The following is a 15,823-nucleotide window of genomic DNA, read 5'->3' on the forward strand; positions in this document are numbered from 1 at the left end:
GGGGTGTCACCGGGCGTCGGGGGACGACGGGCCGCGCGGCCCGTCGTCACCGGCCCCGCCGGGCCGCTCCCCGTCGTGGAAGGAGACCTCGACGTGCTGTTCGGGGCGGCGCTCCTCCTGGCGGGCGACGGAGGACAGCACCTTCTCGTCGGCGGCGGTGAGCGGCGGTTGCAGGAGGCTGCGGGGCCACAGCCGACGGGCGAGCACCGCATTGGCCTCGGCGGCGTACACGGTGATCTGCGCGGCCAGGTAGAGCCAGGAGAGCAGGCCGATCACGGTCGCGAAGAAGCCGTAGACCTGGCCCGCGTGGCGCAGCTCGTGGGTCACCAGGAGCGAACCGAACGCCTGGAGGACGGTGAACAGGGGCCCGGCGACGGCGCAGCCGGGCAGCAGGGCCCGGGTCGGGATCTTGTGCGGGGTGAGCACGCGGAAGCAGGCCAGGCACAGGGCGGTGTTCAGCAGCGCCGAGACCAGCAGGCCCCCCACCCGGGCGGGCACCCCGCCCAGGGCGCTGCCGACCAGCGAGGCGGCCGCCGTACCCAGCACCAGGCCGGCGCCCAGGACCGTGAACAGCAGCAGGCCGCGCCCCAACCGGGGCCAGTAACCGGGCCGCTGCACCCCGGGCACGTTCCAGACCTCGGCCATGGCGTGCTGGAGGACCTGCGTGATGCCGAGCGCCCCGTACAGCAGGCCGAGCGCGCCGATGGCCAGTGCCAGACCGCTGCCCTGGAGGGAGTGGACGTTCTGGCGCAGTTGGTCGCCGATGATCGGGAAGTCGGCGAGCGCCGAGTTCAGCACCGACTGCTGGGCCCCGGGGCGGCCGTGCAGGACGAAGCCGAGAACGGTGCTGAGCAGGAGCAGCAGCGGGATCAGGGCGACGAAGCCGTAGTACGTGATCAGGGCGGACAGCAGCCCGCCCCGGTCGTCCCCGTACTTGCGCACGACGCCGATGACCACGGCGGGCACCCGGCGGTGCTGCTGGAAGCGGTCCACGGCCCGCAGGCCTTGTTCGATCGGGTTCATGCCCCGGCGTCTGCCCCGGCCCGCGCCCGCGACACCCGCCGGTTCCGCCCCCCGGGGGGCGGTGCGGGAGGCGCGCACGCGCGAGCCGCCGCGCAGGGGCTGCGCGGCGGCTCGGGCGCCCCGGCGGCCGGCGACGGGGCCGTGCGTACGGCGGGCTACCAGCGGTACCAGCGGCCCCGTCCGCCGGAGGAGGTGGTGCCGCGGGCGAGGAAGCCCAGGAGCCAGACGACGAGGACCGCGAGGGCGACCCACCACAGCACCTTCAGGGCGAAGCCGAAGCCGAACAGGAGCAGGGCGAGCAGCAGGACCAGGACCAGGGCGAGCACGGGGACCTCCTCGATCAGGGGACGCGTCGATTCGTCCCTCGGCTGCCCCGGTTCGCCGCGGACATGCACCTGCCCGTCCGACCGCTACCGCACCATCACTCCGACCAGGCAGGTGTCGTCGTCGGTGTCGGCGTTGCTGTAGCGCAGCAGGTGGTCCAGGAGCTCTTCGAGGTTGGCCGAGCCGGTGTCCGAGCCGGTGGCCGACCCGGCGGCGGACCTGGTGGCGGACCCGGTGGCCGACCCGGTACGGGAGTCCTCGGCGAGGGCCGTCAGGCTGGTCAGCGACGCCTGGAGGGATTCGTCGCGGCGCTCGATGAGCCCGTCGGTGTACATCACCAGCGTGTCGCCGGCCTCCAGGACGAGCTCGCCCTGCTCGTAGTCGGCGTGGCCGATCGCGCCGAGGAGGATGCCGCCCAGCTGGGGCAGGATGTCCGCCCGCCCGCCACGCAGCAGGACCGGCGGCGGGTGCCCGGCGCGGGCCCACCGCAACCGGCGGGTCGCGGGTTCGTAGAGGCCGCACACCGCGGTGGCCGTGACGTTGTCGGTCAGGTGGTGGGTGACGCTGTTGAGCCAGCTCAGCAACTGGGCCGGCCCGGCGCCGGTGGCGGCCAGGCCGCGCAGGGCGTTGCGCAGTGCGACCATGCCGGTGGCGGCCTCGATGCCGTGCCCGGAGACGTCGCCCACGCACAGCAGGACGTCTCCCGAGGGCAGGGCGAGGGTGTCGTACCAGTCCCCGCCGACCAGGTGGTCCTTCTCCGCCGGGCGGTAGCGCACGGCGACGCTCAGGTCGTGCAGGTCCAGCGGGCCCCGGGTGGGCGGCATGATGGCGTGCTGGAGCTGGAGGGCGAGGCGGCTGCGTTCGGCCGCCTGCTGTTCGCTCTGCGCGAGCTGGTCGCGGGTGGCGGCGAGTGCGACCTCCGTCCAGTGCTGGGCGGAGATGTCCTGGTAGGCGCCGCGGACGGTGCCGAGACCGCTGTCCGGAGCGCTGCCGGGATCGCCGTCGAGACCGCTGCCGGGATCGCGGACGGGCTCCGCGACGACGCGGATGTGGCGGGTGACGCCGTCCGGCCGCTGGAGGCGGAAGGCGGTGGAGGCCGGGCGCTGGTGGTGCAGGAGGGTGCGCAGGAACCGGTCGATGGCGTGGCGGTCGTCCGGGTGGGCGTGGTCGGGGAGCTGGTCGAGGGCCAGGGGCGCGGCGGTGGGCGGCAGCCCGTGCAGTTCGAACACCGTCTCGTTCCAGGCGATCTGCCGGGTCCGCAGGTTCTCCTCGAACCCGCCGATCCGGCCGAGCCGCTGGGCGTGCTGCAGCAGGCGGGCGACGCGCGGGGTGCCGTCGTCGAGGCGCCAGACGACCGCGAGGTGGCTGCCGTGCCGGCTGATGCTCACCTGCGCCCGGGTGGTCAGCGGTACTCCGTCGACCAGGGCGGCGAGGCGCATGTCCTGGGCGCGGAAGGGTTCTCCGGTGGCGAAGACGTGTTCGACCTTGTCGGCCAGGCCGCCCGGTTCGGCCGCCAGCGGGTACGCCTCCAGCAGGCGGGTGCCGGTGATCACGCCGGTGGGCCGGCCGGCGAAGTCGACGAAGGCCGGGTTGAGGTGCCGGATCACGAACCGGGGCGGGAACTCGTCGCTGTCCGGCGCCGCCCGCAGGATCATGCACGGGTCGAGCAGGCCGTCGGTGAGCTGCCGCAGTTCGCCGAACTGCGCGTCGGCCGGGTCGCAGGCGGAGGGCTCCTGCCCGCTCCAGGACTCCAGCGTGGTGGCGGCCAGCTCGGCGAGCGCCTCGAACTGGCGTTGGAGCGGCTGGGAGCGCTCGGGCAGCGTGCCGGGCCAGCAGATCTCCAGGACGCCGATGAGCCGCCCGCCGACGCCGGCCGGGACGGCGAGCCGACCGCCGTGGATCTCGTGCTGGCCGATCGAGGGCAGCGAGGCGCCGGCGAGCGTCGGGTAGCCGACCGCCGCCCGCTCGTCCAGGGCACGGCGGGCGGGGGTCGGAACGCCGGGCGGGACGTGGCGCCAGCGGCGTGCCTCCTCCTCGGGGAAACCGGCGCTGCCCGCCAGCGACAGGGAGAGGTCCGGGTGGGCCGCCCAGATGGCGACGGCGGCCACGCCGAGCGGTCGCAGCGCGTGCTCCAGCATGGAACGCGCCGCCGCCGCCGCGTCACCGCTCGCGAGCACGTCCGCCTCGGCACTGCGCAGCCGCACGGCCACCGCTTCGGCCGGGGGAGCCGAGGCGTCCGCGACGAACTCGCGGGCGAGGGCGGAGATCTCGTCCGCCGCGGCCTGGTTGACCAGGTCGGCGGCGAGCGCCAGGACCGTCACCCCGGCCTGCTCCGCGAGGCTCTCCAGCTGCCTGGCGGCCTCGGTGGGCCCGCACCGCAGGCGCTCCACCAGCACTCCGACGCCCATCTCGACGACGGCGCGGCCCGCCGCCTGGGCCTGGGCCTGTTCCAGTTCCAGCCTGAGCCGCTCCACCGTGGTGGCGAGCCGGTCGACCGCCGCGGACTCGCCTCCGGAGCGGGCCCGGGCCGCTGCCTGCGCCTCGGCAGCGCTCCGCTGCGCTCCGACCCTCGGCGTGTCGGCCGGTCCGACCGCTGCGGGACGGTCCGTGGCGCGCGGCTCCTGCGGATGGTGCACGGCTGTCGGCTCCTGAAGTCTGGACTGTCGGGGTGGGCGCGAGGGGACACGGGGGCATGGGACAGGGCGACTACCGGGTGAGGTGGTCCCTGATCCTGCCGATCACCGCGTCGGCGTCGACCGGCTTGGTGATGTAGTCGCTGGCTCCCGAGGCCAGGCTCTTCTCCCGGTCGCCGATCATGGCCTTGGCGGTGACCGCGATGATCGGCAGCCCCTCGTGCTCGGGCATGGCGCGGATCGCCGCGGTGGCGGTGTAGCCGTCCATCTCGGGCATCATCACGTCCATCAGGATCACGTCGATCCCGGGGTGCGCGCGGAGGGCTTGGAGCGCGGCGAGCCCGTTCTCGGCCTGGAGGACCCGCATGCCGCGCAGCTCCAGGATGCTGGTGATCGCGAAGAGGTTGCGGTCGTCGTCGTCGACCACCAGCGCGGTGCGGCCGGAGAGCACCGGGTCGGCCCCGCGGCCCCGGGCGGGGTTCCCGTCCGTCCGGCGCACCGGGGGCAGGACGCGCCCGGGCCCGTCGGCGCTCATGTGGAGGGCGATGCGTTCGCGCAGCTCGTCGAGGCTGGAGATGAGCTCCAGCGGCCGCTCCCCCTCCGGGCGGACGGCGTGCTCGTCGTCGGTGGTGACGCCCCGGCTGTTGTGGGCCAGCACCGGGACGGTGTGCAGGGCCGGGTCGCGTTCCATCTCCGCCAGGAGCGTGGCCGCCGCGCTGTCCGGCAGGTCGAGTTCCAGGACGACGCAGTGGTACGGGGCGGTGGCGAGCGCAGTGGCAGCCTCCGGGGCACCGACCGTGGTGACTATCTCGACCCGGCGCTGCGCGCCGGCGGAGCGGGCGACGTCGGCGACGGCGTTCTCCGCCACCAGGGACAGCAGGCCGTTGGGGCGGCCTTCGACCACGAGCAGGCGCCGTGGCTGACCGGCGGGAGGCGAGGGGGCGCGCTCCGGGGCCTCGGACGGGCCGGTGCCACCGGTGCCCAGCGTCCTGCGGGCCCCGTCGGCGCCGGTCTCGGCCAGGTCGGGGCGGGTCGCGGGGACGTAGAGGGTGAAGGTGCTGCCCCGCCCCAGGGTGCTCTCCACCGTGATCGCGCCGCCGAGCAGGTAGGCGATCTCGCGGCTGATGGACAGCCCGAGGCCGGTGCCGCCGTACTTGCGGCTGGTGGTGCCGTCGGCCTGCTGGAAGGCGCCGAAGACGCTCTCCACGTGCTGGGGGGCGATGCCGACTCCGGTGTCGCTCACGTGGAAGGCGAGCACCGGGCCGCCGCGCCGGACGGCGTCGGGCAGGTCGGTCTCGTCGGCGGGCTCGATGCGCAGTTCGACCCGGCCCTGCTCGGTGAACTTGACGGCGTTGGACAGCAGGTTGCGCAGCACCTGGCGCAACCGGTAGTCGTCGGTGAGGAGTTCGGCGGGGATCTGCTGGACCGTCCGCACCGTGAAGGCGAGGTTCTTCTGGCTGGTCAGCGGGCGGAAGGTGGCTTCGACGTAGTCGAGCAGCGCGCGCAGCGGCACCGCCTCGACGTTGAGGTCCATCTTTCCGGCCTCGACCTTGGACAGGTCGAGGATGTCGTTGATCAACTGGAGCAGGTCGGAGCCGGCGGAGTGGATGATCCCGGCGTACTCGACCTGCTTGGCGGTCAGGTTGCGGGTGGGGTTCTGGGCGAGCAGCTGGGCGAGGATGAGCAGGCTGTTGAGCGGCGTGCGCAGTTCGTGGCTCATGTTGGCCAGGAACTCCGACTTGTACTTCGAGGCGAGGGACAGCTGGTGGGCGCGCTCCTCCAGTTCCTGGCGGGCCTGTTCGATCTCCAGGTTCTTGGTCTCGATGTCGCGGTTCTGCGCCGCCAGCAGGTCGGCCTTCTCCTCCAGCTCGGCGTTGGAGGCCTGCAACTCGTCCCGGCGTGACTGCAACTCCTGTGAGCGGACCTGGAGTTCGGCGGTGAGCCGCTGGGACTCGTCGAGCAGCTCGTCGGTGCGGGCGTTGGCGATGATGGTGTTGACGTTGACGCCGATGGTCTCCATGAGCTGGTCGAGGAAGTCCAGGTGGACCTGGGTGAACGGCCGGACGGAGGCCAGTTCGATGACGCCGAGGACCTGGTCCTCGACCACGATGGGCAGCACCACCAGGGACAGCGCCCCGGTGCGGCCGAGGCCGGAGGCGGCGGCCAGGTAGTCCGGCGGCAGGGCGTCGACGGTGATGGCGCGCCGGCTGCGGGCGGCCTGGCCGACGAACGACTCGCCGAGGCGGAAGCGGGTGGGGCGCTCGCCGTCGGGGAAGGCGTAGGAGCCGACCAGCTGGAGCACCGTCCCGACGGGGCTGTCCTCGGCGAGGTAGAAGACGCCGCACTGCGCGCCGACGAGGGGGGCGAGTTCGTCCATGACGGACTCGGCGACGACCCCGAGGTCGCGCCGGCCCTGCATCAGGGCCGAGAAGCTGGCGAGGTTGGTCTTGAGCCAGTCCTGCTCCTCGTTGGCGCGGGTGGTCTCGCGCAGGGACCCGACCATGGCGTTGATGTTGTCCTTGAGGTCGGCGACCTCGCCGGAGGCGTCCACGCTGATCGAGCGCGTGAGGTCGCCGGCGGCGACGGCGCTGGTGACCTCGGCGATCGCGCGGACCTGCCGGGTGAGGTTGCCGGCCAGCTCGTTGACGTTCTCGGTGAGGCGCTTCCAGGTGCCGGAGACGCCCTCCACCTCGGCCTGGCCGCCGAGCCGGCCCTCGGTGCCGACCTCCCGGGCGACCCTGGTCACCTCGTCGGCGAAGGAGGACAGCTGGTCGACCATCGTGTTGATGGTCTCCTTCAGTTCCAGGATCTCGCCGCGCGCGGTGACGGTGATCTTCTGCGACAGGTCCCCGCGCGCGACCGCCGTGGCCACCTGGGCGATCGCGCGGACCTGGCCGGTGAGGTTGCCGGCCATGAAGTTCACCGAGTCCGTGAGGTCGCGCCACGTCCCCGAGACGCCCTTGACGTCGGCCTGGCCGCCCAGGATGCCCTCGGTACCGACCTCCCGCGCCACCCGGGTCACCTCACCGGCGAACGAGGACAGCTGGTCGACCATCGTGTTGACGGTGTTCTTCAGCTCCAGGATCTCGCCCCGGGCGTCGACGGTGATCTTCTGCGACAGGTCCCCCTTGGCCACCGCGGTGGCGACCTGGGCGATGTCCCGCACCTGGGTGGTGAGATTGCCCGCCATCGCGTTGACCGAGTCGGTCAGGTCCTCCCAGGTGCCCGACACCCCGGGCACCTGGGCCTGGCCGCCGAGCCGGCCCTCGGTGCCGACCTCCCGGGCGACCCTGGTCACCTCCGAGGTGAACCGCGACAGTTGGTCGACCATGCCGTTGAACACCGTGGCGATCTCGCCCAGCAGCCCGTCCGCGTCGCCCGGCAGCTTGGTGCTGAAATCGCCGTCGCGCACCGCCGTCAACCCGGCCAGCAGCAGCCGCAGTTCCGGCTCGCCCACCTGCGCGGCGCCCGCCCCCTCGTCCGGGTGGTGCTGTGAGTCGCGGGACGTGGTCGGGCCAGCCATCGAACGTCGCCTCCGTGGAACGCCGGGCCGACTGGCCCGAATCCGGTCGTGGGCACCCCGAAGGACGGGTCGGGGGACCTGGCCGTCGTTCCAGGTGTTGTACCGCCCTCGGAGGCTACCCCAGCCCGCACACCGCCGGACAACGGTCGCCACCCGGTCGTACGCCCCGCCCGTCGCCCGGACGCGCGTCCGCGCCCCGGCGCCGGTGCGGGCTTCACGAAACCTCCACGGGGGGCGGCTGCATCGATCCGCCGACACGGGGTACCGGGGGGCAGACCGCGCCGACACGAGAGAGCACGAGAGAGGGAGTCCGATGGCCACGACCACTGGGGAACTGCCCGCCTCCGCCCACCCGTCGACGGGAGGTCCGTCCCGCACGGCCGCTCCTGCCGGAGAGCCCCGGGACCTGCCGTTGCCGGAACCCGCCGACGCCGGAGGGCTTCGGGACCTGCTCCCGCCGGAGCTCGCCGACGCCGGTGACCTGCGGGAGATCGCGCCGGCCGACGCGCGCGAGCTCAACAAGGTGCTGCTGCGCCGGCTCCGCACGCTGGAGGAGGGGACGAAGGAGTACTCCTACGTCCGCGCCACCCTGGTCGAGACGAACCTGTCCCTGGTGAGGTTCGCGGTCCGCCGCTTCAACTCGCACCGCGAGCCGCAGGAGGACCTGCTCCAGGTCGGCGCGGTCGGCCTGATCAAGGCCATCGACCGCTTCGACCCCGACCTCGGCGTCGAGTTCACCACCTTCGCCATACCGACCGTCCTCGGCGAGATCCGGCGCCACTTCCGCGACACCACGTGGGCCGTCCACGTGCCGCGGCGCCTCCAGGAACTGCGCATCCTCCTGGCCAAGGCGCAGGAACGCCTGTCGCAGGACCTGGACCGGGCCCCCACGGTCGCCGAACTCGCCGAGCACCTCGCGCTCTCCCCCGAGGAGGTCGTCGAAGGGCTGACCGCCGCGAACGCGCACACCGCCGGCTCCCTGGACCTCGGCGGCAGCAACGACGACGACGCCCCCGGCCCCCTGGGCGACCGGCTCGGCGAGGACGACCGGGACCTCGCCCTCGTCGAGGACCTGGTGACGCTCAAGCCGCTCATCGCCGACCTGCCGGAGCGGCAACGGCTCATCCTGTCCATGCGCTTCTGCGAGGACATGACGCAGTCGCAGATCGGCGCCCGCCTCGGGCTGTCCCAGATGCACGTCTCCCGACTGCTCAGCCGCACCCTGCGGCACCTGCGCGACGGGCTGGAGGACGACTGAGCATGCGTGGCCACACGAGCCCCGGGGAGGACCAAACCGGGCGCACACCCCCGTGTTTGGCAGTCCGGCACAACCTCCGTATGGTCGGAAGGCATGGACATGGAGGAGACGACGATGATGCCAATCGACGACGTTCGGGCGGCCGCCGCGCCGGCAGCGTCCCCGCGGCCCGCGGAACTGGTGGTCGAGACCCGTGCCACGGCCTCCGGCGCGGTGGTGTGCGCCCTCGTGGGCGACCTCGACATCGAGACGCTCGCCTCGGCCGCCAACCTGCTCACCAGCGTGATCGCGCAGCGCCGCGGCGCGGTGGTGATCGACCTCGCCGGGGTGGGCTTCTGCGACTCCTCCGGCCTGAACCTCCTGCTCAAGACCCGCCTCGCGGCGGCGGAGGAGGGGCTGGACCTGCACTTGGCCGCCGTGGCGCCCACCGTCATGCGGGTCCTCGAACTGACCGGCGCGCAGGCGGTGTTCTCCATCCACGACTCGGTCGACGAGGCCCTGGCGGCCTGACCGCCCCGGCTCGGGCCGCCAGGGCCTCGGCCCGGGGCCGGCCGCCCGCCCCGGCCCCGGTTCGACGCCGGCACGGGGCATAATCCGAGAACTGCCGGGAAACCGACCGTGCGAGACCGCCGTCGATCCGAAAGGGTGTCCTCACATGACGATGAGCCGGGGAACCCTGGACGGCGACCCGCACCAGCCGGGCCCGGTGCTGCCCGTCGGCGGCCAGCGCAGGCGGCTGACCCTGTCCGGCATCCCCAAACCGGTCGCCCACGCCAGGACCTTCACCGCCCGCGCCCTCGACGACTGGTACGCGTCCGCCGCCGGGCCCGGCGCCGGCGAAGGCGCCCTCGCGGACGTCGTCCTGCTGGTGGCGGAACTCGTCGCCAACGCCATGCTCCACGGCGACGGCCCGCTGGAACTGGTCCTGGACGCCACCGGGACCCGCCTGCGGGCCGAGGTCAGCGACCGTAGCCCGACCCTGCCCACCCCGCGCCGCCCGCACAACCCGGCCCTCCCCGGCGGCCACGGCCTGTTCATCGTGGAGCGGACCGCCGACCGGTGGGGCGCCGAACCGCACAGCCACGGGAAGACGATCTGGGCCGAGTTCGACGCCTCGCGGCTGACCCGCGGCTGATCCGCCGCAGACCCGCCGCAGACCCGCGGCTGACCCGCGGCTGATCCGCCGCAGACCTGCGGCTGACTCGTGGCTGACCTGGGACGGCGCCCCACCGGATCGCACCAGTGCGCCGACTTCGTCATCCGCGCCCGGTCGGGGCCGCCACGCCGACTCCGGTTCAGGGGCCCGCGCGACGGCGGGTGATTGCATGGCGACACAGCGTGTGTCCCGGCGAGCGTCTCCGCGTCTTTCCCCTGCGGGTACGGGCGGGCCCCGGCAGGAGGAGGAAGCGGATGGCGCAGACCCGGCGGCGGGCCGCCGCCCGCCCGGCGCCCGGCGTGGCCCGCCGGCGTCAAGGCTCGGCGGTGCTGCGGTGGTTGAGCACGACCGACCACAAGGCCATCGGCAACCTGTACCTGACGACGGCGTTCGGGTTCTTCCTGTTCGCCGGGCTGCTGGCGATGCTCATGCGCGCGGAGCTCATGCGGCCGGGACTGCAGGTGGTGAGCAACGAGCAGTACAACCAGTTGTTCACCATCCACGGGACGATCATGATGCTGCTGTTCGCCACACCGACGTTCGCCGGTTTCGCGAACGCCGTGATGCCGCTGCAGATCGGTTCCCCGGACGTGGCGTTCCCCCGGCTGAACGCGTTCACGTACTGGGTGTACCTGTTCGGCGGCCTGATGGTGGTCGGGGGCTTCCTGACCACCGACGGCGCCGCGTCGTTCGGCTGGTTCGCCTACGCCCCGCTGAACGGGCCGCTCCACAGCCCGGGAACGGGCGCCGACCTGTGGGCCGTGGGGCTGATCGTGGCGGGTCTGAGCACGATCCTGGGAGCCGTCAACTTCATCACCACCATCGTCTGCCTGCGGGCACCGGGCATGACGCTGTTCCGGATGCCGGTCTTCACCTGGAACGTGCTGTTCACCTCGATCCTCGCGCTGCTCGCCTTCACCCCGCTGACCGCGGCGCTGTTCGCGCTGGAGGCGGATCGCAAGCTGGGCGCCCACGTCTTCGACCCGGCCAACGGCGGGGCGATGCTGTGGCAGCACCTGTTCTGGTTCTTCGGCCACCCCGAGGTGTACATCGTGGCGCTGCCGTTCTTCGGCATCATCTCCGAGGTCATCCCGGTGTTCAGCCGCAAGCCGGTCTTCGGCTACTACGGACTGATCGGTGCCACGATCGCGATCACCGCGCTGTCCGCGGTCGTCTGGGCCCACCACATGTTCGCCACCGGCCAGGTGCTGCTGCCGTTCTTCTCCCTGGCCTCGCTGCTCATCGCGGTGCCGACCGGGGTGAAGTTCTTCAACTGGATCGGCACCCTGTGGAACGGCTCGCTCTCCTTCGAGACACCCATGCTGTTCTCCCTCGGCTTCCTGGTGACCTTCCTCCTCGGCGGGCTGACCGGCGTCCTGCTGGCCGCGCCCCCGATCGACTTCCACGTCACCGACAGCTACTTCGTGGTCGCCCACCTGCACTACGTCCTCTTCGGGACGGTCGTGTTCGCGATGTTCGCCGGCTTCTACTTCTGGTGGCCCAAGATCACCGGCCGGCTGCTGGACGAACGCCTCGGAAGGATCCACTTCTGGATGCTGCTGCCCGCGTTCCAGATCACCTTCCTCGTGCAGCACTGGCTCGGGGCCCAGGGCATGCCGCGCCGCTACGCCGACTACCTGCCCTCGGACGGCTTCACCACCCTGAACACCGTCTCCTCGGTCGGTGCGTTCCTGCTGGGCGCGTCGACCCTGCCCTTCCTGTACAACGTGTGGCGCACCGCCAGGTACGGGGTCCGGGTCACCGAGGACGACCCGTGGGGTTACGGGCGCTCCCTGGAATGGGCGACCTCCTGCCCGCCGCCGCGCCACAACTTCCACGCCCTGCCCCGCATCCGCTCCGAAGGCCCGGCCTTCGACCTGCACCACCCGGAGTATTCGCGCACGGCGCTCGAAGGCGAGGAGAACGCGCGGTGAAGACCGAGTCCTACCTGTTCGCGGGCGTCGCGCTGTTCTTCGCCGTCGCCGCTTCGATCTACGGCTGGTTCGCCCGGGAGCCGGCCGGCAAGGCGGCGCTGGTCGTGGCCTTCATGATGTCCACGCTGATCGCGTTCTTCTTCCGGACCCAGTACTCCCGCCGCGGCCGTCGGCCGCAGGACCGCACCGACGCCGAGATCGTCACCGGCGCCGGGCCGCTGGAGTTCTTCGCACCGCGCAGCTACTACCCGCTGCTCACCGCGGCCGGCGTCGCGGTCACCGGGCTGGGGCTGGTGTACGCCTTGTGGCTCTTCCTCATCGGAGCGGGTGTGACGGGCGCCGGCGTCCTGGGCTTCGTCTTCCAGCACGCCCAGCGCGCGCAGTGAGTCCGGCCGGTCGGCGGTGAGCGCTGAGTGGTGAGCGGTCGGTCGTCACCGCTCGGAGCGTCCCGCGTCGGTGGACGCGAGCGGCCCCGGCCGCGGCTCGTCCACCGCCGTCTCCACGTTGTCCCGGTAGTACCAGGAGCTCAGGGCGGCCCGCAGCCGTGCGCGCCGCGAGGCGCCCTCGCCCGGCGCCGGCAGGGGAAGCAGGGCGTCGCGCAGGGCCAGCGTGTAGCGCAGGCCGGCGGGGAGCGGCCGGTGCTCGCCGTGGAAGGCGCCCTCGACGGCCTCGTGCACGAACCCGGTCTCGTCGCCCTCCGTCACCCGTTCGAGGTCCCGCTCCTGCAAGGCCAGGCACAGGCGCCGGGTGATCCAGAAGGCCGCCACCGGCCCGACGAACAGGCCCACCCGCAGGAACCGGTTCAGGCCCTCCACCGGCACGTCCAGTGCCCGGGCGACGACGTCCTGGCCGCCGGCGACCAGCAGGACGACGTAGAAGCACGTCCCGGCGACACCCAGCGCCGTCCGGGTCTGCCGGTTGCGGGGGCGGTCGCACAGGTGCTGCTCGCCGCTGCCCGGGGTGATCCAGCGCTCGAAGAACGGATAGCCGTACAGGGCGGCGAAGAACAGCAGCGGGAACAGCACGGCCGGGATCAGCGGGTTCCAGGCGACGGTGTGGCCCCACAGCCGCGTCTCGGCCCCGGGCATCAGCCGCAGCGCGCCCTCGATGAACCCCATGTACCAGTCCGGCTGCGCGTCGGTGGAGTCCTGGTCGGGGCGGTAGGGCCCGTACAGCCAGATCGGGTTCACCTGGGCGAGGGCGGCGGCCAGCGCCAGCACCCCGAAGACCATCGCCATCAGGCCCGCCGTCTGGACGCTGAAGTGCGGGAAGAGGGGCTTCCCGACGACGTTGCGGTCGGTGCGTCCGGGCCCGGCCCACTGGGTGTGCTTGAGGTGGAAGACCAGGATCAGGTGCGCGGTGATCAGGCCGAGCAGGAGACCGGGCAGCAGCAGGATGTGCGCGCTGTACAGGCGGGGGATGATGTCGTGCCCGGGAAGCTCCCCGCCGAAGAGGAAGAAGCTCAGGTAGGTGCCGACCAGCGGGACCGACAGGATGAAGCCCTGGGCCGTGCGCAGGCCGGTGCCGGAGAGCAGGTCGTCGGGCAGCGAGTAGCCCGCGAAACCCTCCAGCAGGGCGAGCTGGAACAGCGTCAGTCCCACCAGCCAGTTGACCTCCCTGGGGCGGCGGAACGCGCCGGTGAGGAAGATGCGCAGCAGGTGCGCACAGATCGCGGCGGTGAACACCAGCGCCGCCCAGTGGTGGATCTGGCGGATCAGCAGGCCGCCGCGCACGTCGAAACTGATCGACAGCGTCGAGGCGTACGCCTGGGACATCCGCACCCCGCGAAGCGGCGGGTACGTTCCGGCGTACACGATCTCGGCCATGGACGGTGTGAAGAACAACGTCAGGAAGACGCCGGTCAACAGCAGCAGCACGAAGGTGTAGAGCGCCAACTCGCCGAGCAGGAAGGACCAGTGGTCGGGAAAGACCTTCCGGAGCAGGCCCTTGGCCCCGTCGAACAGCGGCAGCCGCCGGTCCAGCGCGACCGCCGTGTTCCGGGCGGCCCGCTCCGCCCGCCGCCCGGCCCGCGCCCTCCACCTCGACAGCCGCACGCCGCTCCTCCCGTCCGCTCCGATCGTGTGTCCCGATAGCCATATCCCGTGGCGGCGGGACGGCCGGACGGGGCTCGCCCTCCGTCCCGGGCTTCACCCGGACGGCCCCGGTTCGATGGCCGTTCGCCCTCTCAGGCCCCGGTGTCAGGTCGCTGAACTGCGGAATCTCCCCGGACCCCGGCCTGGACGCGGCGGGTCGGCCCACGAACGGCGGGCGTGAACGGACCCCCGCGCTCCGGTCGAGACGTTCACGAAATGATGGCTGCGGGTAGTCGAATGGGTGCGAAAGGTCATCAGGTGGGGGGTGTTGCAGGGAGCGACGATGCCGGAACACGAGCAGTTCGGCGTGCGGGCCGAGGCGGACGGGCCGGCGAGCCGGACCGGAAGAGTCCCGCCCCAGTCGAGTCCGGAGGGGGCCCCCGGGGCCGCCCCCGCCCCCGGGGAAGGTCGAGTTCCGGGGGAGGGCCGAGCTCCCGGCCGGCCGGCGCCGCCCGGGGCGGAGAGCGGATCCGCCGATGCCGACGGCACGGCGGCCTGGCCGGACCTGATGCTGCCGCTGCTGCGCACCCCGACCACCGACCGTCCGCTGGTGACCGGCGAACCCGGCGCGGACGACCCGGGGCCGGCCGCGGTGGCCGCCGTCCTGGACCTCGCGCTGCTGGTGGGCGAGCTGATGCTGGCCTGCGGCGAGGCCGCTGAGGACGTCGAGGCCGCCATGCTCGCCGTCGCGCAGGCCTACCGGGCCCAGCCCTGCGACCCCCAGGTCACCTTCACCCGGGTGGCGATCTCGTACCAGCCGGGCCCCTCGGAGCCACCCGTGACGGTCGAGCGGTCCGTGCGCCACCCGGCCGGGGACTACGCGCGGCTGGCCGTGCTCTTCCGGCTGGTCACCGAGATCACGACCGGCGGACTCGTCGTCGACGACGCCCACCACCGGCTGAGGGCCGTGCGCCGGCACTGCCGCCGCTACCCCGCCTGGCTCCTGGTCCTGTCCTCCGGCCTGCTGGCCGGCGCCGCGACGCTGCTGGTCGGCGGCCGGGCCGACGCCCGGGCCTGGCTGGTGTTCGTCAGCGCCGTCGCCGCGGCACTGGCCGGCGACCGGCTCGCGGCGCTGGTCGGACGCCACGACCTCCCGGAGTTCTACCGGATCGCGACGGCCGCGACCCCGGCGGCGGCGATCGGCATCCTGCTGTCCTTCAACGGGTTGAACCTGGGCGGATCGGTGGTGATCACCGGAGGGCTCTACACGCTCCTGCCCGGATGGCCCATGGTGGCGGCGGCGCAGGACGGCCTCGCGGGCTTCTACCTCACCGCGGCCGCACGCCTGATGGAAACGCTCTACATGATGGCCGGCGTGGTGGTCGGGGTGATGACCGTGCTCTACATCGGCGTCAACAACGGCGCCGACCTGGCGGCCCGGCCCGTCCCGGTCGCGGCGTCGAACCCGCCGCTCCAACTGGTGGCGGCGCTCCTGCTCACCCTGACCTTCGCGGTGCTGCTCAACACCGAGCCGGGCACGCTGCCGGCCGTCCTGCTCAACAGCGGGGTCGGCTGGACGACGTACGGCGTGCTGGTCAACGCCGGCGGCGAGCCCATCATGGCCACCGGCCTCGCCGCCGGGCTGGTGGGCCTGTCCGGCCAGCTCATGGCCCGCTACCGGGGAAGCTCCTCGCTGCCATACGTCACCGCGGCACTGGGGCCGCTGCTGCCCGGCTCGTTGCTGTACTTCGGGCTGCTCGCCTTCGTCCGGGGCGAGCCCGAGATCGGGCTCGTCGGTGTCGGGCGCGCCACGGCCACGGCGATGGCGGTGGCGATCGGCGTGAACCTGGGCCGCGAGGTCGCCCGGCTGTTCCTCCCCGCCCCGGGCGTGGTCCCGGCGCCCGGCCGCAGCGCCGGCCGCCACCGCCGCTGAGGGCCG

The 15,823-nt window shown here is 73.0% G+C and carries 11 protein-coding genes; 6 read left to right on the forward strand and 5 right to left on the reverse strand.

The window, feature by feature from the left end; translation table 11 throughout:
• Positions 1-6 precede the first annotated feature (6 nt).
• The 4 genes from AB0O82_RS16990 to AB0O82_RS17005 form a co-directional block, all read right to left on the reverse strand.
• Positions 7-1,023: a YihY/virulence factor BrkB family protein gene (locus AB0O82_RS16990; RefSeq protein ID WP_363584351.1), complete on the reverse strand. Its 1,017-nt coding sequence runs from the start codon at positions 1,021-1,023 to the stop codon at positions 7-9.
• A gap of 155 nt (positions 1,024-1,178) precedes the next feature.
• On the reverse strand, positions 1,179-1,349 hold the full coding sequence (locus tag AB0O82_RS16995) for a hydrophobic protein (protein ID WP_331744879.1): 171 nt from the start codon (positions 1,347-1,349) through the stop codon (positions 1,179-1,181).
• A gap of 84 nt (positions 1,350-1,433) precedes the next feature.
• Complete coding sequence (locus AB0O82_RS17000; RefSeq protein WP_363584353.1) at positions 1,434-3,983, reverse strand: SpoIIE family protein phosphatase; 2,550 nt, start codon at positions 3,981-3,983, stop codon at positions 1,434-1,436.
• A gap of 70 nt (positions 3,984-4,053) precedes the next feature.
• The gene (locus AB0O82_RS17005) at positions 4,054-7,503 is read right to left on the reverse strand and encodes a HAMP domain-containing protein (protein WP_363584355.1); all 3,450 of its coding nucleotides are present in this window, start codon (positions 7,501-7,503) and stop codon (positions 4,054-4,056) included.
• Between the two features lie 313 nt (positions 7,504-7,816).
• Here AB0O82_RS17005 and AB0O82_RS17010 point away from each other — a divergent pair, with 313 nt between their 5' ends.
• The 5 genes from AB0O82_RS17010 (at position 7,817) to AB0O82_RS17030 (ending at position 12,237) form a co-directional block, all read left to right on the forward strand.
• Positions 7,817-8,761 (forward strand): RNA polymerase sigma factor SigF, encoded by a 945-nt coding sequence (locus AB0O82_RS17010; RefSeq protein WP_363584357.1) that lies wholly within the window; start codon positions 7,817-7,819, stop codon positions 8,759-8,761.
• A gap of 117 nt (positions 8,762-8,878) precedes the next feature.
• Positions 8,879-9,271 (forward strand): STAS domain-containing protein, encoded by a 393-nt coding sequence (locus AB0O82_RS17015; RefSeq protein WP_363584359.1) that lies wholly within the window; start codon positions 8,879-8,881, stop codon positions 9,269-9,271.
• A gap of 145 nt (positions 9,272-9,416) precedes the next feature.
• A complete protein-coding gene (locus AB0O82_RS17020; RefSeq protein WP_363584361.1) occupies positions 9,417-9,896 on the forward strand; it encodes an ATP-binding protein in 480 nt (159 codons plus the stop codon).
• A 275-nt stretch (positions 9,897-10,171) separates the two neighbouring features.
• The gene (gene ctaD, locus AB0O82_RS17025) at positions 10,172-11,851 is read left to right on the forward strand and encodes a cytochrome c oxidase subunit I (RefSeq protein ID WP_363584363.1); all 1,680 of its coding nucleotides are present in this window, start codon (positions 10,172-10,174) and stop codon (positions 11,849-11,851) included.
• Positions 11,848-12,237: a cytochrome c oxidase subunit 4 gene (locus AB0O82_RS17030; protein ID WP_363584365.1), complete on the forward strand. Its 390-nt coding sequence runs from the start codon at positions 11,848-11,850 to the stop codon at positions 12,235-12,237. Before ctaD ends, AB0O82_RS17030 begins: the two co-directional genes overlap by 4 nt.
• Positions 12,238-12,282: 45 nt before the next feature.
• Here the strand turns inward: AB0O82_RS17030 and AB0O82_RS17035 are convergent, their stop codons facing one another.
• Positions 12,283-13,905, reverse strand: a complete 1,623-nt coding sequence (locus AB0O82_RS17035; protein ID WP_363584367.1) for a ubiquinol-cytochrome c reductase cytochrome b subunit — start codon at positions 13,903-13,905, stop codon at positions 12,283-12,285.
• Positions 13,906-14,227: 322 nt separating this feature from the next.
• On the opposite strand from AB0O82_RS17035, the gene AB0O82_RS17040 reads away from it, so the two are divergent.
• Positions 14,228-15,817 (forward strand): threonine/serine exporter family protein, encoded by a 1,590-nt coding sequence (locus AB0O82_RS17040; RefSeq protein WP_363584369.1) that lies wholly within the window; start codon positions 14,228-14,230, stop codon positions 15,815-15,817.
• Positions 15,818-15,823: the final 6 nt, after the last annotated feature.

The sequence above is a fragment of the Kitasatospora sp. NPDC088264 genome (assembly GCF_040685715.1).
Taxonomy (GTDB): Bacteria; Actinomycetota; Actinomycetes; order Streptomycetales; family Streptomycetaceae; genus Kitasatospora.

What these genes read in the sequence shown, in the direction of transcription:
- AB0O82_RS16990 (WP_363584351.1), bottom strand. Translation starts at nt 1,023, where the DNA reads ATGAACCCGATCGAACAAGGCCTGCGGGCCGTGGACCGCTTCCAGCAG.
- AB0O82_RS17005 (WP_363584355.1), bottom strand. Translation starts at nt 7,503, where the DNA reads ATGGCTGGCCCGACCACGTCCCGCGACTCACAGCACCACCCGGACGAG.
- AB0O82_RS17010 (WP_363584357.1), top strand. Translation starts at nt 7,817, where the DNA reads ATGGCCACGACCACTGGGGAACTGCCCGCCTCCGCCCACCCGTCGACG.
- AB0O82_RS17015 (WP_363584359.1), top strand. Translation starts at nt 8,879, where the DNA reads ATGCCAATCGACGACGTTCGGGCGGCCGCCGCGCCGGCAGCGTCCCCG.
- AB0O82_RS17020 (WP_363584361.1), top strand. Translation starts at nt 9,417, where the DNA reads ATGACGATGAGCCGGGGAACCCTGGACGGCGACCCGCACCAGCCGGGC.
- ctaD (WP_363584363.1), top strand. Translation starts at nt 10,172, where the DNA reads ATGGCGCAGACCCGGCGGCGGGCCGCCGCCCGCCCGGCGCCCGGCGTG.
- AB0O82_RS17040 (WP_363584369.1), top strand. Translation starts at nt 14,228, where the DNA reads ATGCCGGAACACGAGCAGTTCGGCGTGCGGGCCGAGGCGGACGGGCCG.